Origin of the sequence: Janthinobacterium sp. BJB304, from assembly GCF_002735765.1 — a bacterium.
Lineage (GTDB): Bacteria > Pseudomonadota > Gammaproteobacteria > Burkholderiales > Burkholderiaceae_D > Janthinobacterium.
Map to the genome: position 1 here is coordinate 50356 of NZ_PDZN01000032.1, position 20299 is coordinate 70654.

Consider the following 20299-nt stretch of genomic DNA (forward strand, 5'->3'; position numbering starts at 1 on the left):
CTGAAAAGGGTGGGGCAAACGCTATAATGACCGCATGAACAGTCCCACTCCCCCCACCATGCGGCGCTTCATGCACAGCCACAGCGACGTTTGCATCGTCGGCAATGGCGCCATCGCGAAAACCACGGCGCTGGCGTTTGCCCAGGCAGGACAAAGCGTCACGCTGTTATCCCCGGCGAACCCTCCGGCACCCACCGCCAGGCCGGTCGAAGCCAGCTGGGATGTGCGCGTGTATGCGCTCAATCATACGGCGCACCAGCTGCTGTCGTCGCTGAAGGTATGGGGCGCGCTGGAGGGCGACAGGGTGGCGCCCGTCGACGCCATGCTGGTCAACGGCGACGGCGCGCAGGCGGGCGGACTCGGTTTCGACGCCTACGGCGCCCATGTGGGCGCCCTGGCGTGGATCGTCGAAGACCGCAACCTGGGCCAGGCGCTGGACGCCGCCCTGAAATTCGCGCCGAACGTCAGCGTGCTGCAGGGCCGCGCCAGCCGCCTGGAATGGACGAACGACTCGGCCATCGTGCACCTCGACGGCGGCGACACCATCACCTGCGCGCTGGTCGTGGGCGCTGACGGCGCTCAATCGTGGGTGCGCGGCCAGTGCGACATCGGTCTCGATTACCGCTCCTACGGCCAGCGCGGCGTGGTCAGCAACTTCGCCTGCGAAAAACCGCACCATGGCGCGGCCCACCAGTGGTTTACGGGCAGCGAAGGCATCGTCGCGCTGCTGCCGCTGCCGGGCGACCGCGTTTCGCTGGTCTGGTCGGCGCCCGATGCGCTGGCCGATACCTTGATGGCCGAATCGGCCGACGCCCTGGCTGCGCGCCTGGCCGCGTATTGCCACGACAAACTGGGTAAACTCACGCCGCTGCAGCCGGAACTGGTGCGCGCGTTCCCGCTGACCCTGATGCGCCCGCACGCCATGGTGGCGCCGCGCGTGGCCCTGGTGGGCGACGCCGCCCACGTGGTGCACCCGATGGCCGGCCACGGCATGAACCTGGGCTTTGCCGACGTGGCGCAGCTGGTCAAGACGATCGGCGAACGCGAAGCGCACCGCGGCATTGGCGACGAGCGCGTGCTGGCCCGCTATGCCCGCGCGCGCAAGGAAGACGTGCTGCTGATGCAGCTGGCCACCGATGGCCTGGCGCGTTTGTTCGGTGCCGATCTGGAGCCGTTGCGCGTGGTTCGCAATTTGGGATTAAACTTGCTGGATAAATTACCTGCGCTGAAGCGAAAAATGATCTCGCACGCATTGGGACATCCGTAAATATCAGCGTATCTTAAGATATCGCCGGATAATGATACTAGTGAAAATTCAAGGTCGCCGCAGCTGGTCTGCGGCGATCGTTTTGTCGAAGAGATAACGACGCCGGGCCAGAGGCCAGTCCCGCCGGGCGTTTCAAGTGGAGAAGTGATAGTGATAACAATGAACAGAAGCATGAGCAAAATCGCCTTGCTGATGGCCTCGGGCCTGATGATGTCGTGCGCCGGCGCGGAAACGCCGACGGAAGCGAGCATCAAAAAGCTGATCGAGCCGCGCCTGGGCGAAGGCGCCAAGGTGGACTCGGTCAAGGAAACCCCGTACGGCGGCCTGTACGAAGTGCGCACGGGCGGCGACATCCTGTACACGGACAAATCCGCGCAATACCTGTTCGTCGGCCACGTCTTCGACGCCAAGACGTCGCAAGACCTGACCAAGGTGCGCCTGGACGAAGTCAACCGCATCAAGTTCTCGGACCTGCCGCTCGATTCGGCCATGAAAACCGTCAAGGGCAACGGCAAGCGCGTGATCGCCGTGTTCGAAGATCCGAACTGCGGCTACTGCAAGCGCTTCCGCCAGAACGCGCTGAAGGAAATCGACAACGTCACCGTCTACACCTTCATGTACAACATCCTGTCGCCGGACTCCATCGTCAAGTCGCGCAATGTCTGGTGCGCGCCGGACCGCAACAAGGCCTGGGATGACTGGATGTTGAACGGCAAGGCGCCAGCCACGGTCGCCGCCACTTGCGCCAACCCGCACGAAAAAATCCTCGCCCTGGGCCAGCAATTGCGCGTCTCGGGCACGCCAGCCATCTTCTTTGCCGACGGCAGCCGCATTCCGGGCGCGGTCGATGCGAAGACGCTGGAACAGAAATTCTCGACCATTAAGTAATCCGGGCTGTCGCCAGGAAGGCTGGACGGCGCGCCCTCGCAAGGCGCGCTTTTTTTTGCGTTTTTTTCCGCTGTCGTATCATCAAGTGTAGTTCGTAGACGCCATAACAATCCAAAAAAGGGGAAGCAGCAGATGATTACCTTGAATATCAACGGACGCGACACGCAAGTCGACGCCGATCCTTCCACGCCCATCCTGTGGGCGCTGCGCGATAACCTGAACATGACGGGCACCAAGTTCGGTTGCGGCGCAGCCCTGTGCGGCGCCTGCACGGTGCACCTCGACGGCCAGCCGATCCGTTCCTGCATCACGCCGATTTCCTCGGTCGGCGCGCAAAAGATCACCACCATCGAAGCGATGGAAAACGACCAGGTGGGCAAGGCCGTGCAGGCGGCATGGGTGCGCCACGACGTGCCGCAATGCGGCTACTGTCAAAGCGGCCAGGTGATGAGCGCGACGGCGCTGCTGCGCACCAACAAGTCGCCCAGCGATGCCGACATCGACGGCGCCATGAGCGGCAATATCTGCCGCTGCGGCACCTATCAACGGATCCGCGCAGCCATCAAGGACGCGGCCAAGACCCTGGCCTGAGGAGAGCGACATGCGTATCGAATGGTTGAATCAGGAAGCATTGCAGCATGGCGCAGTGACCTTGGGCACGGCGCTGGTATCGGCGCCGGTGGCCGATGGCGTCTCGCGGCGTGGATTCATGAAGGCCGGCGCGGTGGCCGGCGGCGGCTTGATGCTGGGATTTTTCCTGCCCGGCGCAGGCAAGCTGGCGCAGGCGGCCGATGCCGCTCCCGCCAAGCCCGTGTATGCGCCGAACGCCTTTTTGCACATCGCCCCCGATAACACGGTCACGGTGCAGGTGAACCGGCTCGAATTCGGCCAGGGCGTGCAAACGAGCTTGCCCATGCTGATCGCCGAGGAACTCGACGCCGACTGGAGCTTGGTGCATGGCGCACTGGCGCCGGCCGGCGAGCAGTACAAGGATGCCGCCTATGGCATGCAGATGACGGGCGGCTCGGGCAGCATCGCCCATTCGTTTACGCAGTACCGCGAAATCGGCGCCAAGGCGCGCGCCATGCTGGTGGGCGCCGCCGCCGCGCAGTGGAAAGTCAATCCCGACCAGGTACGGGCCGCCAAGGGCGTGCTGTATGGCCCCGGGGGACAAAAGGCGACGTATGGCGAGTTTGCCGACGCGGCCATGCGCCAGCCCTTGCCCGCCACCGTCAAACTGAAGGACCCGCGCGAATTTTCCATCATCGGCAAACCCGTGAAACGCCTGGATGCGGCCGCCAAATCCACGGGAAAACAGCAATTCGGCATCGACTTCAAACCGCCCGGCGCGAAGGTGGCCATGGTGGCGCGCCCGCCCGTGTTTGGCGCGAAGGTGGCGAAATTCGACGCCAGCAAGGCGAAAGCCATCAAGGGCGTGCTGGAGGTATTGGAAGTGAAGACCGACCGTGGCGGCAGCGGCGTGGCCGTCATCGCCGACGGCTACTGGCCCGCCAAGCAGGGACGCGATGCGCTGGTGATCGAGTGGGACAGCAGCGCCGTGGAAAAGGTCAGCAGCGACAAGCAGCTGGCCGCTTTCAAGGCGCTGGCCAGGACGCCGGGCACGGTGGCGCGCGCATTTGACGTCGCCGCACTGGCCAAGGCGCCGAAGAAGATCGAAGCCGTCTACGAATTCCCCTACCTGGCGCACGCGCCGATGGAGCCGCTCAATTGCGTGGTCGACCTGCAGGCCGACAAATGCACGATGTGGGTCGGTTCGCAATTCCAGACGGGCGACCAGGCGGCGATTGCCGCTACTTCCGGCCTGAAACCCGAGCAGGTGACCCTGCACACGATGATGGCGGGCGGCGGCTTCGGCCGGCGCGCCGTGCCCTCGTCCGACTACGTGGTCGAAGCCGTCAACGTCGCCAAGGCGTACCGGGCTGCGGGCAAGAGCGGTCCATTAAAGCTGATGTGGAGCCGCGAGGATGACATCAAGGGCGGCTACTACCGGCCGTCGCATGTGCACCGCGCGCAGATCGGCCTCGACGCCAAGGGCAAGATACTCGCCTGGGACCACACCATCGTGGGCCAGTCCATCATGGCCGGCACGCCGTTCGAAGCGTTCATGGTGAAAAATGGCGTCGACGGCACCATGGTCGAAGGCATGGGCGAGCCGTACACCTTGCCGATGAAGCTGTCCGTGCATACGGCCAAGGCGAACGTGCCCGTGCTGTGGTGGCGCTCCGTCGGCTCGACGCATACGGCCTTCGTCATGGAAACGCTGATCGACGAGGCGGCGCACGCGGCGAAGATGGACCCCGTCGCCTACCGCAAGCAGCTGATCGACACCAAGCACACACGCCACATCGCCGCGCTGGACCTTGCCGTGGCCAAGTCCGGCTATGGCAAGAAGAAGCTGCCGAAAGGGCAGGCCTGGGGTGTGGCCATGCACGAGTCGTTCAATTCCGTTGTCGCCTACGTGGTGACAGCGTCCGTGGTGGAGGGGGCGCCCAAGCTGCACCAGGTGTGGGCGGGCGTGCATTGCAACCTGGCCGTCAACCCCTTGACGATCGAGGCGCAAGTGCAGGGCGCTGCGCTGATGGCGCTGGGCATGACCATCCCCGGCGCGGCCATCACGCTCAAGGATGGCGTGGTGGAGCAGCAGAACTTCGGCGACTACCCCGTGCCGCGCATGCCCGACATGCCTGTGATCGAGGTGCACCTGGTGCCGTCGGGCGATGCGCCGACGGGCATGGGCGAACCGGGCGTGCCGCCGCTGGCGCCCGCCTTCGCCAACGCGCTGTTCGCCCTGACGGGCAAGCGCCTGCGCAAGCTGCCGTTCGACCTGGCGGCCGCATGACGGCAGCGGCTTTTTGAGTACGGTCGGCATCTTGCTGGCAGCCGGAAGGGGACGCAGGTTCGACCCTTCCGGCGTACAGAACAAATTATTGCAGCCGCTGGCCGAAGGCCCGCATGCGGGCTTGCCGGTAGTGGCGGCAGCCGCAAAAGCCATGCTGGCGGCCCTGCCGCGCGTGCTGGCCGTGGTGCGCGCCGACGATACGCAGGTGGCGCGCGTGCTCGGTGCGCTGGGCTGCGAGGTGCGCGTCTGCCATGACGCCGATATGGGCATGGCCGCGTCGCTGACCTGCGCCATCGATCACGTGCGCGGCGCGCCGGGCTGGCTGATCGCCCTGGGCGACATGCCTTTCGTGGAAGCGGCTACAATCGCCGCCTTGTCGCAAGCCGTCGGCGATGGTGCGCACATCGCCGTGCCCGTGTTCCAGGGACGGCGCGGCAATCCTGTCGCATTCAGCGCCTTTCACTTGCCGCTGCTGCTGGCGCTCGATGGCGACCAGGGCGCGCGCAGCATCGTCAACAGCCATGCCGTGTGCGAAGTGACAGTGGACGACGGCGGCATCTTGCGCGATATTGATACCCCTGACGATTTGTCGCCGGTGCCTGGCGCGCCCGGGCGATTGTAGAACATCCATGCCAGACACGAGGAAAACATGAAGAAAGCACCGATTCAAAAAATCACCGCCAAGGCGGGAGCCAAGGCAAGCGGCAAAGCCACAAGCAAAGCCGCGGCGAAAACCGCAGTGAAAATCGCAGTGAAAACCACGCCGACCGCCGGCATCATCTACAGCATCGCCGCCGCTGATCTGGCTGGCCACATGTTCAAGGTGACGTTGACCGTCAAGTCGCCAGCCGCCATCGGCCAGGTCCTGTCCTTGCCGGCCTGGATCCCGGGCAGCTACATGATCCGCGAATTTTCGCGCAACATCGTCAGCATCCGCGCCGAGTCCGAGGGCAAGGCCGTGGCGCTGACCAAACTGGACAAACATTCGTGGCAAGCCGCCCCGTGCAAGGGCCCATTGACGGTCGAATACGACGTCTATGCCTGGGACCTGTCCGTGCGCGCCGCCCACCTGGACCAGAATCACGGCTTCTTCAACGGCACCAGCGTGTTTTTGCGCGTGCTGGGCCAGGAATCCGATGCCCATGAAGTGCATATCGTGCAGCCCAAGGATGCCGCCTGCAAGACCTGGCGCGTGGCCACTACCCTGCCGGAACTGAAGGCCAAGCGCTATGGCTTCGGCAGCTACCAGGCGGCCAACTACGATGAACTGATCGACCACCCGGTGGAAATGGGCGACTTCGCGCTGGCCACCTTCACCGCATATGGCGTGCCGCACGATATCGTCGTCACGGGCAAGGTGCCGAGCCTGGACTTGCCGCGTTTGTGCCGCGACCTGAAAGCCATCTGCGAAACGCAGATCGCCTTTTTCGAGCCGAAGACAAAAAAAGCGCCGATGGACCGCTATGTGTTCATGACCATGGCCGTCGGCGACGGTTACGGCGGTCTCGAACACCGCGCCTCGACGGCGCTGATCTGCGCGCGCGCCGACCTGCCGACGACGGCCTCCAATAGCACGGAAATCGGCGACGGCTACCTGAAATTCCTGGGCCTGTGCAGCCACGAGTACTTCCACACCTGGAACGTCAAGCGCATCAAGCCGGCCGCCTTTGCGCCGTACAACCTGCAGGCGGAAAGCTATTCGCCGCTGCTGTGGCTGTTCGAAGGCTTTACCAGCTATTACGACGACCTGATGCTGGTGCGCGCTGGCCTGATCGACGAGGCGGCCTATTTCAAATTGCTGGGCAAGACCGTCAACAGCGTCCTGCGCGGCAGCGGCCGCACCAAGCAAAGCGTGGCCGACTCCAGCTTCGACGCCTGGGGCAAGTACTACCGCCAGGATGAAAACGCGCCGAACGCCATCGTCAGCTACTACACCAAGGGTTCGCTGATCGCGCTGGCTTTCGACCTGACGATCCGCACCAAGACGAATGGCGCAAAATCGCTGGACGACGTGATGCAGGCGCTGTGGCAGCGCTATGGCCGTGATTTCTACAAGGGTAAAGCGCGCGGCGTGACGCCGGCCGAAGTCGAAGCCCTGTTCGACGAGGTCTCCGGCACGCGCATGAAACCGTTCTTCGAGCGCTACATCCGCGGCACGGACGACGTGCCGCTGGCGCGCCTGCTGGCGCCGTTCGGCGTGAAATACAGCGACGCGCGCAAGGCGGAAAAAGCCAGCCTGGACGTCAACCTGGGCCGCGACGGCAATGACGCCAAATTGGCGCAGGTGCACCAGGGCGGCGCCGCCCACGTGGCTGGCCTGTCGGCGGGCGACGTGCTGGTGGCCGTCGATGGCTTGCGCGTGACGGGCAACCCGGCGAACCTCGACACCTTGCTGGGCCGCTATGCCGTCGGTGCCAAAGTGACGGTGCACGCCTTCCGCCGCGACGAGTTGATGACGTTTGCCGCCGTGCTGCAGGGCGACCGCGTGCCCGGTGTCAGCTTGACCCTGCTGCCGGCGCCCAAGAAGGCCACGGGGCCGAAGCGTCCTAGCGCCGCATGATGCTGTTTGTCATGCAGTAAGACAGAAAACCGGCCTCACTGGCCGGTTTTCTATTTCAGGCAGCAATGTCTCAATGTGACGCCTCCCCTGAAATTGGCGTATTGCCATCATATTTACTGCAAATGAACTAATTTTTCTTTAACTAAACTAAAATTGCCGAACTGATTCTTTTCGACCGCGCCCAACGTGCAAACCCTCGATCCTCGAACGATTATGCTGATGACGACCCTGATGTGCGGGGCGATGAGCGTCGTCATGTTCTCGGTGTACCGCAGTTTCCGGCGCGAGGTGCATGGCCTCGGACATTGGGCGGCCGGTTTGCTGCTGCTGGTATGCGCGTCCTTGCTGTTCGGCACCCGCGAGGTGCTGCCGCAGGCATTGTCCATAATCGCGGCCAATGCGGCGCTGGTGGCCGGCATCGGCCTGTCGATGCTGGGCACGGAGAAATTCTTTGGCCTGGCGCCCAGCCGCCGCGCCTATCTGTTGATACTTGTCCTGGCCATCGCCGGTAATTGCTGGTGGCTGCTGGCGCACCCCGACTTCTCGGCGCGCGTGGCGCTCTTCTCCCTGCTGGTCTTCCTGTTTTATGCGCGGCAGGTGCAACTGGTATGGCGTCATGGCGAACGCCATTTCTCGAGTTTTTTCTTTGGCGCGCTGATGCTGCTGCAAGCCGTCGTGGTGCTGGCGCGCGGCGTGTCGGCCCTGCTGCATGGCGGCGCCAGCGTGAATCTGACGGTAGCCGGCACGCCGGCCGGCATCTATCTGGCGGTTGCCAATTTCATGGCGCTGCTGCTGACGGTGGGCTTCATGACGGTGGCGACGCGGCGCCTGCAGCAAATACTGGAGCGCCGCTCGACCCACGATCCGCTCACGCAGGTGCTGAACCGGCGCGGCTTTGGCGACGCCTATGCGCGCGAAATCGGCAATCTGCGGCGCCGCCGTTTGCCGCTGACATTGCTCAGCATCGACCTCGATTACTTCAAATTGATCAATGACCGTTACGGTCACGCGGTGGGCGACCAGGTATTGGCGCATGTGGCCGCCGTTATCAAAGGCGCCCTGCGCGAATCGGATTGCGTGGCGCGTTTCGGCGGCGAGGAGTTCGTCGTGCTGATGCCGGATATGCCGGTGCATAACGCGCTGGGCGTGGCCGAACGCATCCGCGCCTTGCTGCGCGAGCCCAGTCATGCGGGGCTGCCACCGTGTACGGTCAGCATCGGCGTCGCTTGCCAGGCATCGGTGGTGGAAGGGCTGGAACAGTTGCTGTCGCGCGCCGATGCGGCCCTGTACCTGGCCAAGGAGCGTGGACGAGACCGCATCGAACTCGATGCTTGTGCGTTTACTGAGGACCGGACAATGTCCGCAACTGGAAGCGGTACTGGTCGTTGAAGAGGAAAGTTTCGGAAAAATCGAAGGTTCGGGCGTGGCGGCGCATCAGGTGTGCGGCCGGCGGAAAGAAGACCTGCACGCGCCGCACGGCGGCCAGCGCGGCGGCCGATGCTTCGTTGTCGCGCGAACGGTGCACGTGCACGCTTTTCAGTTCGCCATCGGGACCCACGCTCAGGTCGAGCACGACGATGGCCGGCAGCATGGGCGGCAGGCGCCCGCTGAACGTGTATTCTGCGTTGGCCGCCATGATCTGCTGCGCCACCAGCGCCTTGTAGGCATCGATGCTGGCGGCGAGCTGTATCGCGGCCGGCGTGCGAGGGGGCGTGGGCGTGGGCGTGTGCGTGGGCGCCGTTGGCGGGGGCGCAGTCTGGCAAGCCGACAGCAGGGCAGCAGTGGCAAGGATGATGATCGCGTGTCTCATGTCTGCCAGACTACCATGGTTTAACTGAACAGGCGTTCCAGCTCCACGCCGGGGTCTGGCGCGCGCATGAACGCTTCGCCCACGAGGAAGCTGTGAATGTGCGCATCGCGCATGCGTTGCACGTCGGCCGTGCTGTGGATGCCCGATTCCGTGATGATCAATTTGTCTTGCGGGATGCGCGGCAAGAGATTGATGGTCGTGTCGAGCGACGTTTCGAACGTGCGCAGGTTGCGGTTATTGATGCCGATCAGCGCACTCTTGAGTTTCAATGCCGCCGTCAGTTCTTCGCCGTCGTGGCTTTCGATCAGCACGCCCATGCCCAGTTCGTGGGCGCACGCTTCCATCTCGGCCATCAGGCCATGGTCGAGCGCCGCGACGATCAGGAGGATGCAGTCGGCGCCCATGGCGCGCGCTTCATAGATTTGGTACATGTCGACCATGAAATCCTTGCGCAGCACGGGAATGGCGCAGGCGGCGCGTGCCTGCTGCAGATAATCCACGGATCCCTGGAAGAACTGTTCGTCCGTCAGCACGGACAGGCAGGCCGCGCCATGCGCCGCATAGCTGGCGGCGATGTCTGCCGGACGGAAGTCGGCGCGGATCACGCCTTTCGACGGTGACGCCTTTTTGACTTCGGCGATGATGCCGGGCTTGCCGGCGGCGATGTGCTGGCGCAGGCTGGCTTCAAAGCCGCGCAGGCCGGCACGCAGGGCGCTGTCGCTTTCCACGTCGCCGCGCAGGCTGGCCAGGCTGCGGCGGGCTTTGGCCTTGGCCACTTCATCGGCTTTTACGGCCAGGATTTTATCGAGTATGTCGGACATGATGGTCGCTATTCTATCAAGGAGGGCGGAGAGCTTACGCTTGCGGCGGGGCACCCAGCTGCTGCGTCACGCGCACGAACTGGTCGAGTTTCGCCAGCGCGGCGCCCGAACTGACGGCGGTGCGCGCACGCGCCAGGCCGTCTTCGATCGAGCTGGCCACGCCGGCCGCGTACAACGCCGTGCCCGCATTCAAGGCCACGATGTCGGCGGCGGCACCAGGCTCGCCGCGCAGCGCTTCCATCATCTTCGCTTTCGATTCGATGGAATCGGCCACCTTTAGATTGCGGCTGGCGATCATCGACATGCCGAAGTCTTCGGGATGGATTTCATATTCGCGGATCTCGCCGTTGATCAATTCGCCCACCATGGTGGCCGCGCCCAGCGACACTTCATCCATATTGTCGCGGCCATACACGACGATCGCATGCTGTGCGCCCAGGCGCTGCAGCACACGCACCTGGATGCCGACCAGGTCGGCGTGGAACACGCCCATCAGGATGTTCGGCGCGCCGGCGGGATTGGTCAGGGGACCGAGGATATTGAAGATCGTGCGCACGCCCAGCTCCTTGCGCACGGGCGCCGCATGCTTCATGGCCGCGTGGTGGTTCGGCGCGTACATGAAGCCGATGCCCGTTTGCGCGATCGACTGGGCGATCTGCTCGGGCTGCAGGTTGATGTTGACGCCCAAGGAATCGAGCACGTCGGCGCTGCCGGACGAGGACGACACGCTGCGCCCGCCGTGCTTGGCCACGCGGGCGCCCGCCGCCGCCGCCACGAACATCGAGGCGGTGGAAATATTGAACGTGTGCGCGCCGTCGCCGCCCGTGCCGACGATGTCGAGCAGGTTGGTGGTGTCGGCCATGGGCACCTTGGTGGAAAACTCGCGCATCACTTGCGCGGCGGCGGCGATTTCGCCGATGGTTTCCTTTTTCACGCGCAAGCCCATGGTGAGGGCCGCGATCATGGTGGGCGACATTTCGCCGGACATGATCTGGCGGAACAGGTACAGCATTTCGTCGTGAAAGATCTCGCGGTGTTCGATGCAGCGCAGCAGGGCTTCTTGTGGGGTGATCGGCATGATGCTTCCTTCTTCAATGATGGCGCAGGAGGACACTGATGGCACGCCGTGGCGTGCGCATGGAATCAGCGCTCGAGGAAATTCTTCAGCAGGGCGTGGCCGTGCTCCGAGAGGATCGATTCAGGGTGGAATTGCACGCCCTCGATATCGTATTCCCGGTGGCGCACGCCCATGATTTCGCCGTCGTCCGTCCACGCCGTCACTTCCAGACAGGAAGGCAGCGAGGCGCGTTCGATCGCCAAAGAGTGGTAGCGGATCACTGTGAAGGGGCTGGGCATGCCTTTGAAAACGCCCACGCCCGTATGCGCGATGAGGGAAGTCTTGCCATGCATGACTTGCTTGGCGCGGATGACCTTGCCCCCAAACGCTTCGCCGATGGCCTGGTGGCCCAGGCATACGCCCAATATCGGCTTCTTGCCGGCGAAGTGCTTGAGCACGTCCACCGAAATGCCCGCCTGTGCCGGCGCTTTCGGGCCGGGTGAGATGCAGATGCGGTCCGGGTTCAGCGTCTCGATTTGTTCGATCGTGATTTCATCGTTGCGGTAGACCCGCACGTCTTCACCCAGCTCGCCGAAATACTGCACGATGTTGTAGGTGAAGGAGTCGTAGTTGTCGATCATCAGCAGCATCTTAAAACCCTCCATCCAGGCCATCTTGCACTTGTTCGGCGGCACGCAGTACGGCGCGCGCCTTGTTTTCAGTTTCCTGCCATTCCATTTCGGGGATGGAGTCGGCCACGATGCCGGCCGCGGCCTGCACATACAGCATGCCGTCCTTGACCACGCCCGTGCGGATGGCGATCGCCACGTCCATTTCGCCGCCAAACGACAGGTAGCCGCAGGCGCCGCCGTAGATGCCGCGCTTGGTGATTTCCAGTTCGTCGATCACTTCCATGGCGCGCACTTTCGGTGCGCCCGTCAGGGTGCCGGCGGGGAAGGTCGCGCGCAGCACGTCCAGGTTCGACAGGCCCTCCTTGAGGGTGCCTTCCACGTTCGAGACGATGTGCTGCACATGCGAGTATTTTTCGATGACCATGCGGTCGGTCACTTGCACGCTGCCCGTTTCGGCGATGCGGCCGATGTCGTTGCGCGCCAGGTCGATCAGCATCACGTGCTCGGCGATCTCTTTCGGATCGGCCAGCAGCTCGGCCGACAGCTCGGCGTCGCGCTCGGGCGTGGCGCCGCGCGGACGGGTGCCGGCAATCGGACGCAAGGTGACTTTCTTGCCGCCGTCCGCCGTCTTCTCGTTGCGCACCAAAATCTCGGGCGAGGCGCCGATGATCTGCATGTCACCGAAATTATAGAAGTACATATACGGCGACGGGTTCAGCGAACGCAAGGCGCGGTACAGGGTCAGCGGCGAATCGACATACGGCTTGCGGATGCGCTGGCCGATCTGCACCTGCATCAGGTCGCCGGCCATCACGTATTCATGCGCCTTGGCGACGGCCTTCAGGTAGTCTTCCTTGGAAAAGTCGCGGATGGTTTCCGTACGCACGGAAGCGCTGGTGACGGGCGCATCGACACCGCGGCGCAGCATCATGCGCAAGTCCTTCAGGCGCTGCTGCGCTTTCGAAAACGATTCGGGCTGCGCCGTGTCGGCGTAGACGATCAGGTAGAGTTTACCGGACAGGTTGTCGATGACGGCCAGTTCTTCCGTCACCATCAGCTGGATGTCGGGCAGCTTCAGGTCATCTTTCGGCGCGCCACCGGCCAGTTTTTTCTCGATGTGGCGCACGGTGTCGTAGCCGAAGTAGCCGGCCAGGCCGCCGCAGAAGCGCGGCATGCCGGGGCGCAGGGCGACCTTGAAGCGCGACTGGAACTGTTCGATGAAGTCGAGCGGATTGCCTTCGTGTTCTTCGATCACGCTGCCGTTCTTGACGATTTCGGTGCGTTTGCCGTAGCTGCGCAACACGGTCGTGGCGGGCAAGCCGATGAAGGAGTAGCGGCCGAAGCGTTCACCGCCGACGACGGATTCGAGCAGGAAGGTGTTCTTGCCACCTTGTTGGGCCTGTGCCAGTTTCAGGTACAGGGTGAGCGGGGTTTCCAGGTCGGCGAAGGCTTCCGCGATCAGGGGGATGCGGTTGTAGCCTTGCTGGCCCAGCGATTTGAATTCGAGTTCGGTCATGTTTCTCTCCATGCCGTCAGGGTATGAGTGTGCATAGTGCACAAACCCTGCGGTGGGTTATCAAAAAACTTGCCGGGACACGCAACGTGCGCAAGATGCGCAAACGACGTGTGTACAACCGGCAGCAATCGTAACGGCTCGGCCCTTAGGCCTGCCAGGATTGCCAGCGTCGCCAAAGCCAGGCCTCAATCGAGCCGGTTTGGGTGACATTGTGTTTTTTGATGAGAAACGTGTTCACGATATGGTGTTGGGTTTGGTCAGTATGCCGCTTAGTTTTGCATGCCAATAAAACGTGCTGCTTCGAGCAGTGTCTTTACTATACCATCGGAATCGGTATCGTGTATAGAGTGTCCGTGATTGTAGCCATACGGTACCGTCAATACGGGGCAAGCCGCAGCCCTGGCCGCTTGCGCGTCATTCGAGGAGTCGCCGATGGCCACCACTTTGGCGGGCGGCAGGTCGAAGTCCGCGCACACTTGCAGCAGCGGCATCGGGTGCGGTTTTTTCTTCGGCAGCGAATCGCCGCCGTAGACGATCTCGAAATACTGGTCGAGGTTTTTCAGTTTCAGCAGGGGCAGGGCGAAGGCGATCGGCTTGTTGGTGACGCAGGCCAGGCGCAATCCCGCCGCCTGCATTGCCGCCAGCCCCGCTTCCACGTCCGGGTACAGGGTGCTGAACTGGCCATTGACGGCCAGGTAATGACGCTGGTAGGCGTCCATGGCATCTTCAAATCGCTGTTCCACGCCGGCCGCATCGAAGTCGAGCGCCAGCACGGTGCGGATCAGGTTTTCCGAGCCTTTGCCCACCATCAGCTTGATGGCATCGGCGCTGATTGGGGGCAAATCCAGTTCGGCGCGCATGCCGTTGATGGCGACATGGAAATCGGGCACGGTGTCTAGCATCGTGCCATCGAGGTCGATGATGGCGGCGCGCACGCCGGCCAGTACGTGGTCTTTCACCGTGCCCGCTTGCATCAGGCGCCCTTTACTGCTGCCAGCTCGGCGCGCATGGCGTCGATGACGGCCTTGTAGTCGGGCTTGCCGAAGATGGCCGAGCCGGCGACGAAGGTGTCGGCGCCGGCGGCGGCAGCGGCGGCGATGTTGTCGATCTTGATGCCGCCATCGACTTCCAGCATGATGTCACGGCCCGATTCGTCGATCATGCGGCGCGCTTCGGCGATTTTCTTCAGCGCTTGCGGGATGAAGGACTGGCCGCCGAAGCCCGGGTTGACCGACATGATCAGGATGATGTCGATCTTGTCCATCACGTGTTCCAGGTAGTGCAGCGGCGTGCCCGGGTTGAAGACCAGGCCCGATTTGCAGCCGTTGTCGCGGATCAGCTGCAGCGAACGGTCGACGTGATCCGACGCTTCCGGGTGAAAGGTGATGATGTTCGCGCCAGCCTTGGCGAAATCCGGGATAATGCGATCGACAGGCTTGACCATCAGGTGCACGTCGATCGGCACTTGCACGTGTGGGCGGATCGCTTCGCACACCAGCGGGCCGATGGTCAGGTTCGGCACATAATGGTTATCCATCACGTCGAAGTGGATGATGTCGGCGCCGGCGGTAACGACGTTGCGCACTTCCTCGCCGAGGCGGGCAAAGTCGGCGGACAGGATGCTGGGAGCGATACGGAATGTTGTCATGGTGGCTAAAGGCTGAGAGTAGAAAATGCGAAGATGCGCTATTTTACGCTTGACGCCGGTACCATGCTTCATTGAAGGACCGTGAAACACAGAATACGCATCGCGCGATGGTCAATGCGTCGCGCGCGACACACAATACGACTGGCAATGTCTGAATAGGAATGACGATGGCGACTTATGAATTTACGGTAACGGTCAAAACGCAATATCTGCCCGAACAATCGGCACCGGACCAGGGGCGGCACGTGTTCAGTTACACGATCCGCGTCGTCAACACGGGCACGGCTGGCGCGCAACTGATTTCGCGCCACTGGCTTATCACGGATGCGAACAACAAGGTGGAAGAGGTGCGCGGTCTGGGCGCCGTCGGCCACCAGCCGCTGCTGCAGCCGGGCGAGCAGTTCGAATACACGAGCGGCACCATGCTGGGCACGCCGCAAGGCTCGATGCGCGGCGAATACTTTTGCGTGGCAGAAGACGGCCATCAGTTCGAAGCTTCGATTCCCGAGTTCGTGCTGTCGGTGCCGCGCACCCTGCATTGATGCAACGCCGGGGGCTTGGCCCCTTATTTCAGTTTTTCGGTGCTGTCCTGTTCTTCGCTGAGTTGCTGGCGTGCCGGTGGCGCGGGTTTTTTACCCGAATACATGGTCCACCAGACTATAAATGCCAGCAAGAAGAACGCCACCAGCGCCTCTATCATCAAGATCCACATACGCACCCCTATGTTATTTACCCGCAGCTTAGTATTTACCCGCCGTCTGTTGACACGCGGTAGTCTACCCGTTTCCATCGGCGCCGTCGCGCTTGCGCTTTCCGCCTGTACCACGCCATCGGCGCCACCGGCCGCCGCCGGCGGCAAGGCGCCGCCCATCGCGCCGACCGTCGTCAGGCCCGTGCCCGCCAAGCCGGCCGACGCCAAGGATGCCGCGGATGTGGCAGCTCCAACCTTTGTGCCCGCCAAGTTCGCCGCCTTGCCTGGCTGGGCTCGCGACGACATGCGCGCCGCCTGGCCGGCCTTCATGGCTTCGTGCGGCGTGCTGGTGAAGCGTCCGGACTGGAAGGAATCGTGCACGATCGCGCGCCAGGTGAATGCCGACAGCGACAAGGCCATCCGTCTGTTCTTCGAGACCTTCTTTGTGCCCAATCAAGTCATTACGGCCGATGGTGCCAGCACGGGCCTCGTCACCGGCTACTACGAGCCGCTGTTGCACGGCGCGCGCAAGCGCGGCGGTCCATACCAGACGCCGCTGTACAAGGTGCCCGACGACCTGGTCTCGGTGGACTTGTCCGGCGTGTATCCGGAACTGAAAAACATGCGCTTGCGGGGCAAGCTGGTCGGCAAGAAGGTGATCCCGTACGCGACCCGCGCCGACATCGAGCGCGCCACGTCCGTCACGGGCAAGGAATTGCTGTGGGTGGATGACGAAGTCGAGGCGTTCTTCCTGCAGGTGCAGGGTTCCGGGCGCGTGCAGCTTACCGATACGCAGGAAACCGTGCGCGTAGCGTACGCGGATCAAAACGGCCACCCCTACAAGTCGATTGGCCGCTACCTGGTCGACAAGGGTGAGCTGACCCTGAGCCAGGCATCGGCGCAGGGGATCAAGGCGTGGATTGCCGGCCACCCGACGCGCAAGGATGAATTGTTCAACGCTAACCCCAGCTATGTCTTCTTCAAGGAAGAGCGTTTGCCCGATCCGAAAGTGGGGCCGAAGGGTGCGCTGGGCGTGCCGTTGACGCCGCAGCGCTCGGTGGCCGTCGATTCGCGCTTCCTGCCGCTGGGCGCGCCCGTGTTTTTGTCCACGACGCAAGCCAATAGCGAGATTCCCATGCAGCGCCTGGTGATGGCGCAGGATACGGGCGGCGCCATTCGCGGGCCGATCCGGGTCGATTATTTCTTTGGCTTTGGCGCGGAAGCAGCCGAGAATGCGGGCCGCATGAAGCAGAGCGGCGCCGTGTGGGTATTGTTGCCGAAGCAGGCGCCGGCGCGGTGAGTTGCTGCGCACGACGCCGGGGTAGTTATTGTCTGGCTTAACGCAGAACCATGACCGGCAAATGCGTATGCGCGAGCACTTTTTGCGTTTCGCTGCCCACGAACAGCTTGTTCAAGCCCTTGCGGCCATGCGAGGCCATCAGGATGATGTCGCAATGGTAGGTTTGCGCCGCATTGACGATTTCGTCGTGCGGGCTCGGTGACACGGCCACCACGCCTTCGAAAGCCACGCCGGCGGCGCGCGCCGCTGCGCCGATCTTGTCGATGGCGCGTTGCGAAGCTTCCTGCATCTGCTGTTCATACAGGCTGGCGTCGAGCACGATGCCGCCATCGGCCATCGGAGAGAACGGGAACGGTTGCACCACGCTGATGGCGACCAGCTTGGCCTTGTTCAATTGGGCGAAGGCGAGAGCAGTCTCGGCAGCTTTGTCGGACAACGGCGAGCCGTCGGTGGGAAATAAGATGGTGTTAAACATGGCGTGCTCCTCAAGTGATGTAAGACAGCTTATGGATTTACATCAATTAAAACCTTGATGTAAATCAAACCTCACAGGCTTTGGCATGAATAGTGTCGCCAAGGCAATCTTTCTGCAGTGTATTCCCGTTCCTCGCTTCAGGTGCGCACGCTACGCAGCGGCGTGCCCCACACCATGGCAACCGTCAACGCAATGCTGCCTGCCGCGATGCAGGCCAGGCCATTGCGCACGCCAAAATGTTCCGCTACCCAGCCGGCGGCCAGCGCGCCCAGCGGCGCCGTCGCCACCGTCAGGAAGCGCATGGTGGAAGTCATCCTGCCCAGCATGGGATCGGGCGTGACTTTCTGGCGCAAGCCCAGGTAGGGAATAAAGAACAGCATCACGCCGCAATCGAAAAAGAACATCAATATGGCATAGGCGACGGCGCTGGCCGCCGCGCTGCCGAACAGCGCGGCGGGAATCGTTGGCGTCAGGGCAAAGCAGAGCGAGGTCGAAGCCAGGCCGATCAGGATGGTGTGGCCAGCGCCGTAGCGCTTCGTCAGCGGCTTGACGATGAAGGCGCTGAGCAAGACGCCGGCGCCGCCCAGCATCTGCGTCATGCCCAGCACGCCAGGGCTCATGCCCAGGTCGCGAGTGGCGAACAGCACCGTCAAGGCCATGCTGGCGTAAAACAGGAAGTGCCAGATGCCGGCGCCCCAGGCAAGCGCGCGCAGCAGCGGCTCGCGCCAGACGAACAGCAAGCCGTCGGCGATGTCGCGCAGGGCGTGCTTGTCGGAGGGAGCCGGTCGCGGGTCGCGCACGCTCATGGCGCGCAGATTGAAGACGGAAACCAGATAGCCGCAAGCCGTGCACAGGATGGCGACGGGCGCCGACAGCACTTGCACCAGCACGCCGGCCAGGCCGGGGCCGATCAGGCGCGAAGCCGATTCCGTGGCGGCAAATTTCGATTGCGCATCGATCAAGCCATCGCGGCCCACGAGGAAAGTCAGAAACACCTGTTCGGCGCCGCCGCCGACGACAAAGCCCGTGCCGATGATGAACCCCACTATATATAACCACGGCATCGACAGCACGCCGCACCAGTAGGCCACGGCCACGCTGGCCAGGGCCAGGCCGGACATGCTTTCGCTGAACAGCATGATCGGGTGCTTGCTGCGCCGGTCCAGCAGCACGCCGACAGGCAAACCGAACAGGGCGAACGGCAGCGCCTGTAGCGCGACCAGTACGCCCATCTGTTCCGGCGTCGCATGCAGCAGCAGTACCGCGCAAAGGGGCAGGGCCAGTGAAGTGATCTGGGCGCCGAAGCAATTGAGGCCGTTGCTGAACCACAGGCGGCGGAAATTGACGCTGGCGGCGCTGCCGTCGCCGCGCAGATAGCGGGTGCAGTACTGGAAGAAGGAGGAGAAAATACGCTGCTCGATGAAAGGTGATCGGACTCACAATAATAGCAGCGCACCTGCCGCGCCGCTGCCGTTAGCCGCTACAATCGTTGCACCGTTCATCGAGAGGAGACACTATGCAATACGAAGACCTGATCATCGACATCCAGGACAAAGTGGCGGTCATCCGCCTGAACCGTCCCAAGGCCTTGAATGCCTTGAACGACAACATGATGAATGAGCTGGGCCACGCCTTGCTGAAATTCGACGCGGACGAGAATATCGGCTGCATCGTGCTCACGGGCAGCGAAAAAGCCTTTGCCGCCGGCGCTGACATCGCCGCCATGGCTGACTACACTTATCCCGACACCTTTACCCAGGGTTACATCAGCCGCAACTGGGAGCATATCTTGCGCGTGCGCAAACCGGTGGTGGGCGCGGTGGCCGGCTATGCGCTCGGTGGCGGCTGCGAACTGGCCATGATGTGCGATTTCCTGATCGCCGCCGACAGCGCCAAATTCGGCCAGCCGGAAATCAAGGTTGGCGTCACGCCGGGCGCGGGCGGTACGCAGCGTCTGCCGCGCGCCATCGGCAAGGCCAAGGCCATGGATCTGCTGCTGACGGCACGCACCATCGACGCTGCCGAGGCAGAACGCATCGGCCTGGTGTCGCGCGTGGTTCCGGCTGATAAATTGCTGGAAGAAACTCTGGCTGCCGCCAAGACCATCGCCGCCATGCCGACCTCGGTGGCCATGATGATCAAGGATTGCGTCAACCGCGCCTTCGAAACGACCCTGACCGATGGCGTCGCCTATGAGCGCCGCTTGTTCCAGGCTGCCTTCGGCACGCCTGCACAAAAAGAAGGCATGCACGCTTTCCTGGAAAAGCGCTTGCCAAACTTCGGCGGTCTTTGATATGATTCGCCTCCCCGATGAGACGCACTAGTTTGCGGCACAAAAGGGGCGGCCTTCCGGGGCTGGGTAGTAAAAAAGAAGGTTGACGAATTAGCCGAAACGCTTCATACTCTTCCTTCTTCGCAGCTGACAAACACAACGCTTTGTCGATAGCGCGAAAGCAGTAGCCGAATACAGTTCTTTAACAATTAACAGTCGATAAGTGTGGGCATTTGATGTAGTGCAGCGATGATCTTCGGATTGTCGTAATACTTAAAATATCAAATGTTCACAAGAAATAATGAAATAGGCGCTACGAAAGTAGTGGCCTGTCAGTTTTTTGAGTGAGCGACCCGTCAGCAATGACGGTGCCAATAAAACGGCAAAGTAACAGAGATTAAACTGAAGAGTTTGATCCTGGCTCAGATTGAACGCTGGCGGCATGCCTTACACATGCAAGTCGAACGGCAGCACGGAGCTTGCTCTGGTGGCGAGTGGCGAA

Annotated in this window: 20 protein-coding genes and 1 rRNA gene; 11 read left to right on the forward strand and 10 right to left on the reverse strand. The window is 62.6% G+C overall.

The features are described 5' to 3' along the window. Positions 1-34 precede the first annotated feature (34 nt). From CSQ95_RS27070 to CSQ95_RS27100, 7 genes are all read left to right on the forward strand, one after another. The gene (locus tag CSQ95_RS27070; protein ID WP_257218241.1) at positions 35-1267 is read left to right on the forward strand and encodes an FAD-dependent monooxygenase; all 1233 of its coding nucleotides are present in this window, start codon (positions 35-37) and stop codon (positions 1265-1267) included. A gap of 171 nt (positions 1268-1438) precedes the next feature. Beyond that, on the forward strand, positions 1439-2155 hold the full coding sequence (locus tag CSQ95_RS27075) for a DsbC family protein (RefSeq protein WP_257218242.1): 717 nt from the start codon (positions 1439-1441) through the stop codon (positions 2153-2155). A gap of 132 nt (positions 2156-2287) precedes the next feature. Continuing rightward, positions 2288-2746: a (2Fe-2S)-binding protein gene (locus CSQ95_RS27080; RefSeq protein WP_070292451.1), complete on the forward strand. Its 459-nt coding sequence runs from the start codon at positions 2288-2290 to the stop codon at positions 2744-2746. 10 nt (positions 2747-2756) lie between these two features. Beyond that, entirely contained in the window at positions 2757-5015 is a 2259-nt protein-coding gene (locus tag CSQ95_RS27085; RefSeq protein WP_099411729.1) for a xanthine dehydrogenase family protein molybdopterin-binding subunit, read from the forward strand. A 13-nt stretch (positions 5016-5028) separates the two neighbouring features. Further along, positions 5029-5637 (forward strand): NTP transferase domain-containing protein, encoded by a 609-nt coding sequence (locus CSQ95_RS27090; protein WP_099411730.1) that lies wholly within the window; start codon positions 5029-5031, stop codon positions 5635-5637. A gap of 117 nt (positions 5638-5754) precedes the next feature. Next, positions 5755-7575, forward strand: coding sequence for a M61 family metallopeptidase (locus CSQ95_RS27095; RefSeq protein WP_099411746.1), 1821 nt, complete (start codon positions 5755-5757; stop codon positions 7573-7575). 219 nt (positions 7576-7794) lie between these two features. Beyond that, positions 7795-8964 (forward strand): GGDEF domain-containing protein, encoded by a 1170-nt coding sequence (locus CSQ95_RS27100; RefSeq protein WP_257218243.1) that lies wholly within the window; start codon positions 7795-7797, stop codon positions 8962-8964. Here CSQ95_RS27100 and CSQ95_RS27105 read toward each other — a convergent pair. The 7 genes from CSQ95_RS27105 to rpe all read right to left on the reverse strand — a co-directional run bounded on the left by CSQ95_RS27105 (position 8915) and on the right by rpe (position 15059). Next, complete coding sequence (locus CSQ95_RS27105; protein WP_099411732.1) at positions 8915-9385, reverse strand: hypothetical protein; 471 nt, start codon at positions 9383-9385, stop codon at positions 8915-8917. The two genes, CSQ95_RS27100 and CSQ95_RS27105, sit on opposite strands and share 50 nt — an antisense overlap. 20 nt (positions 9386-9405) lie before the next feature. Beyond that, entirely contained in the window at positions 9406-10206 is an 801-nt protein-coding gene (trpC, locus tag CSQ95_RS27110) for an indole-3-glycerol phosphate synthase TrpC (RefSeq protein WP_070223789.1), read from the reverse strand. A 34-nt stretch (positions 10207-10240) separates the two neighbouring features. Further along, positions 10241-11284 carry an anthranilate phosphoribosyltransferase gene (gene trpD, locus CSQ95_RS27115; RefSeq protein ID WP_099411733.1) on the reverse strand — a complete coding sequence of 348 codons (1044 nt, stop codon included), beginning with the start codon at positions 11282-11284 and terminating at the stop codon, positions 10241-10243. A 65-nt stretch (positions 11285-11349) separates the two neighbouring features. Further along, a complete protein-coding gene (locus CSQ95_RS27120) occupies positions 11350-11913 on the reverse strand; it encodes an aminodeoxychorismate/anthranilate synthase component II (RefSeq protein ID WP_099411734.1) in 564 nt (187 codons plus the stop codon). 1 nt (position 11914) lies between these two features. Beyond that, positions 11915-13411 carry an anthranilate synthase component I gene (gene trpE / locus CSQ95_RS27125; RefSeq protein ID WP_099411735.1) on the reverse strand — a complete coding sequence of 499 codons (1497 nt, stop codon included), beginning with the start codon at positions 13409-13411 and terminating at the stop codon, positions 11915-11917. 269 nt (positions 13412-13680) lie between these two features. Beyond that, positions 13681-14385 carry a phosphoglycolate phosphatase gene (locus CSQ95_RS27130; protein WP_099411736.1) on the reverse strand — a complete coding sequence of 235 codons (705 nt, stop codon included), beginning with the start codon at positions 14383-14385 and terminating at the stop codon, positions 13681-13683. Beyond that, a complete protein-coding gene (gene rpe / locus CSQ95_RS27135) occupies positions 14385-15059 on the reverse strand; it encodes a ribulose-phosphate 3-epimerase (RefSeq protein ID WP_034753544.1) in 675 nt (224 codons plus the stop codon). Before rpe ends, CSQ95_RS27130 begins: the two co-directional genes overlap by 1 nt. 167 nt (positions 15060-15226) lie before the next feature. Between rpe and apaG the strand changes: the two genes are divergently transcribed. Continuing rightward, on the forward strand, positions 15227-15601 hold the full coding sequence (apaG, locus tag CSQ95_RS27140) for a Co2+/Mg2+ efflux protein ApaG (RefSeq protein ID WP_099411747.1): 375 nt from the start codon (positions 15227-15229) through the stop codon (positions 15599-15601). 23 nt (positions 15602-15624) lie between these two features. On the opposite strand, the gene CSQ95_RS29795 is transcribed toward apaG, so the two are convergent. Beyond that, on the reverse strand, positions 15625-15771 hold the full coding sequence (locus CSQ95_RS29795; protein ID WP_175444843.1) for a hypothetical protein: 147 nt from the start codon (positions 15769-15771) through the stop codon (positions 15625-15627). A gap of 10 nt (positions 15772-15781) precedes the next feature. Between CSQ95_RS29795 and CSQ95_RS27150 the strand changes: the two genes are divergently transcribed. Continuing rightward, on the forward strand, positions 15782-17050 hold the full coding sequence (locus tag CSQ95_RS27150; protein WP_257218244.1) for a murein transglycosylase A: 1269 nt from the start codon (positions 15782-15784) through the stop codon (positions 17048-17050). Positions 17051-17087: 37 nt separating this feature from the next. Here the strand turns inward: CSQ95_RS27150 and CSQ95_RS27155 are convergent, their stop codons facing one another. After that, positions 17088-17525, reverse strand: coding sequence for a universal stress protein (locus CSQ95_RS27155; RefSeq protein WP_070292460.1), 438 nt, complete (start codon positions 17523-17525; stop codon positions 17088-17090). 137 nt (positions 17526-17662) lie between these two features. Then, positions 17663-18946: an MFS transporter gene (locus CSQ95_RS27160; protein WP_099411738.1), complete on the reverse strand. Its 1284-nt coding sequence runs from the start codon at positions 18944-18946 to the stop codon at positions 17663-17665. A 95-nt stretch (positions 18947-19041) separates the two neighbouring features. Between CSQ95_RS27160 and CSQ95_RS27165 the strand changes: the two genes are divergently transcribed. Together CSQ95_RS27165 and CSQ95_RS27170 are read left to right on the forward strand one after the other, a co-directional pair. Beyond that, complete coding sequence (locus tag CSQ95_RS27165) at positions 19042-19818, forward strand: enoyl-CoA hydratase (protein ID WP_099411739.1); 777 nt, start codon at positions 19042-19044, stop codon at positions 19816-19818. Positions 19819-20196: 378 nt separating this feature from the next. Beyond that, positions 20197-20299: ribosomal RNA gene (locus tag CSQ95_RS27170) — 16S ribosomal RNA — on the forward strand; the annotation flags it as partial.

Excerpts from the sequence above, each read along its gene's own strand:
- CSQ95_RS27070 (WP_257218241.1), top strand. The coding sequence starts at position 35 with ATGAACAGTCCCACTCCCCCCACCATGCGGCGCTTCATGCACAGCCAC.
- CSQ95_RS27075 (WP_257218242.1), top strand. The coding sequence starts at position 1,439 with ATGAGCAAAATCGCCTTGCTGATGGCCTCGGGCCTGATGATGTCGTGC.
- CSQ95_RS27080 (WP_070292451.1), top strand. The coding sequence starts at position 2,288 with ATGATTACCTTGAATATCAACGGACGCGACACGCAAGTCGACGCCGAT.
- CSQ95_RS27085 (WP_099411729.1), top strand. The coding sequence starts at position 2,757 with ATGCGTATCGAATGGTTGAATCAGGAAGCATTGCAGCATGGCGCAGTG.
- CSQ95_RS27100 (WP_257218243.1), top strand. The coding sequence starts at position 7,795 with ATGACGACCCTGATGTGCGGGGCGATGAGCGTCGTCATGTTCTCGGTG.
- CSQ95_RS27105 (WP_099411732.1), bottom strand. The coding sequence starts at position 9,385 with ATGAGACACGCGATCATCATCCTTGCCACTGCTGCCCTGCTGTCGGCT.
- trpC (WP_070223789.1), bottom strand. The coding sequence starts at position 10,206 with ATGTCCGACATACTCGATAAAATCCTGGCCGTAAAAGCCGATGAAGTG.
- trpD (WP_099411733.1), bottom strand. The coding sequence starts at position 11,284 with ATGCCGATCACCCCACAAGAAGCCCTGCTGCGCTGCATCGAACACCGC.
- CSQ95_RS27120 (WP_099411734.1), bottom strand. The coding sequence starts at position 11,913 with ATGCTGCTGATGATCGACAACTACGACTCCTTCACCTACAACATCGTG.
- trpE (WP_099411735.1), bottom strand. The coding sequence starts at position 13,411 with ATGACCGAACTCGAATTCAAATCGCTGGGCCAGCAAGGCTACAACCGC.
- CSQ95_RS27130 (WP_099411736.1), bottom strand. The coding sequence starts at position 14,385 with ATGCAAGCGGGCACGGTGAAAGACCACGTACTGGCCGGCGTGCGCGCC.
- rpe (WP_034753544.1), bottom strand. The coding sequence starts at position 15,059 with ATGACAACATTCCGTATCGCTCCCAGCATCCTGTCCGCCGACTTTGCC.
- apaG (WP_099411747.1), top strand. The coding sequence starts at position 15,227 with ATGGCGACTTATGAATTTACGGTAACGGTCAAAACGCAATATCTGCCC.
- CSQ95_RS29795 (WP_175444843.1), bottom strand. The coding sequence starts at position 15,771 with ATGTGGATCTTGATGATAGAGGCGCTGGTGGCGTTCTTCTTGCTGGCA.
- CSQ95_RS27150 (WP_257218244.1), top strand. The coding sequence starts at position 15,782 with ATGTTATTTACCCGCAGCTTAGTATTTACCCGCCGTCTGTTGACACGC.
- CSQ95_RS27155 (WP_070292460.1), bottom strand. The coding sequence starts at position 17,525 with ATGTTTAACACCATCTTATTTCCCACCGACGGCTCGCCGTTGTCCGAC.
- CSQ95_RS27165 (WP_099411739.1), top strand. The coding sequence starts at position 19,042 with ATGCAATACGAAGACCTGATCATCGACATCCAGGACAAAGTGGCGGTC.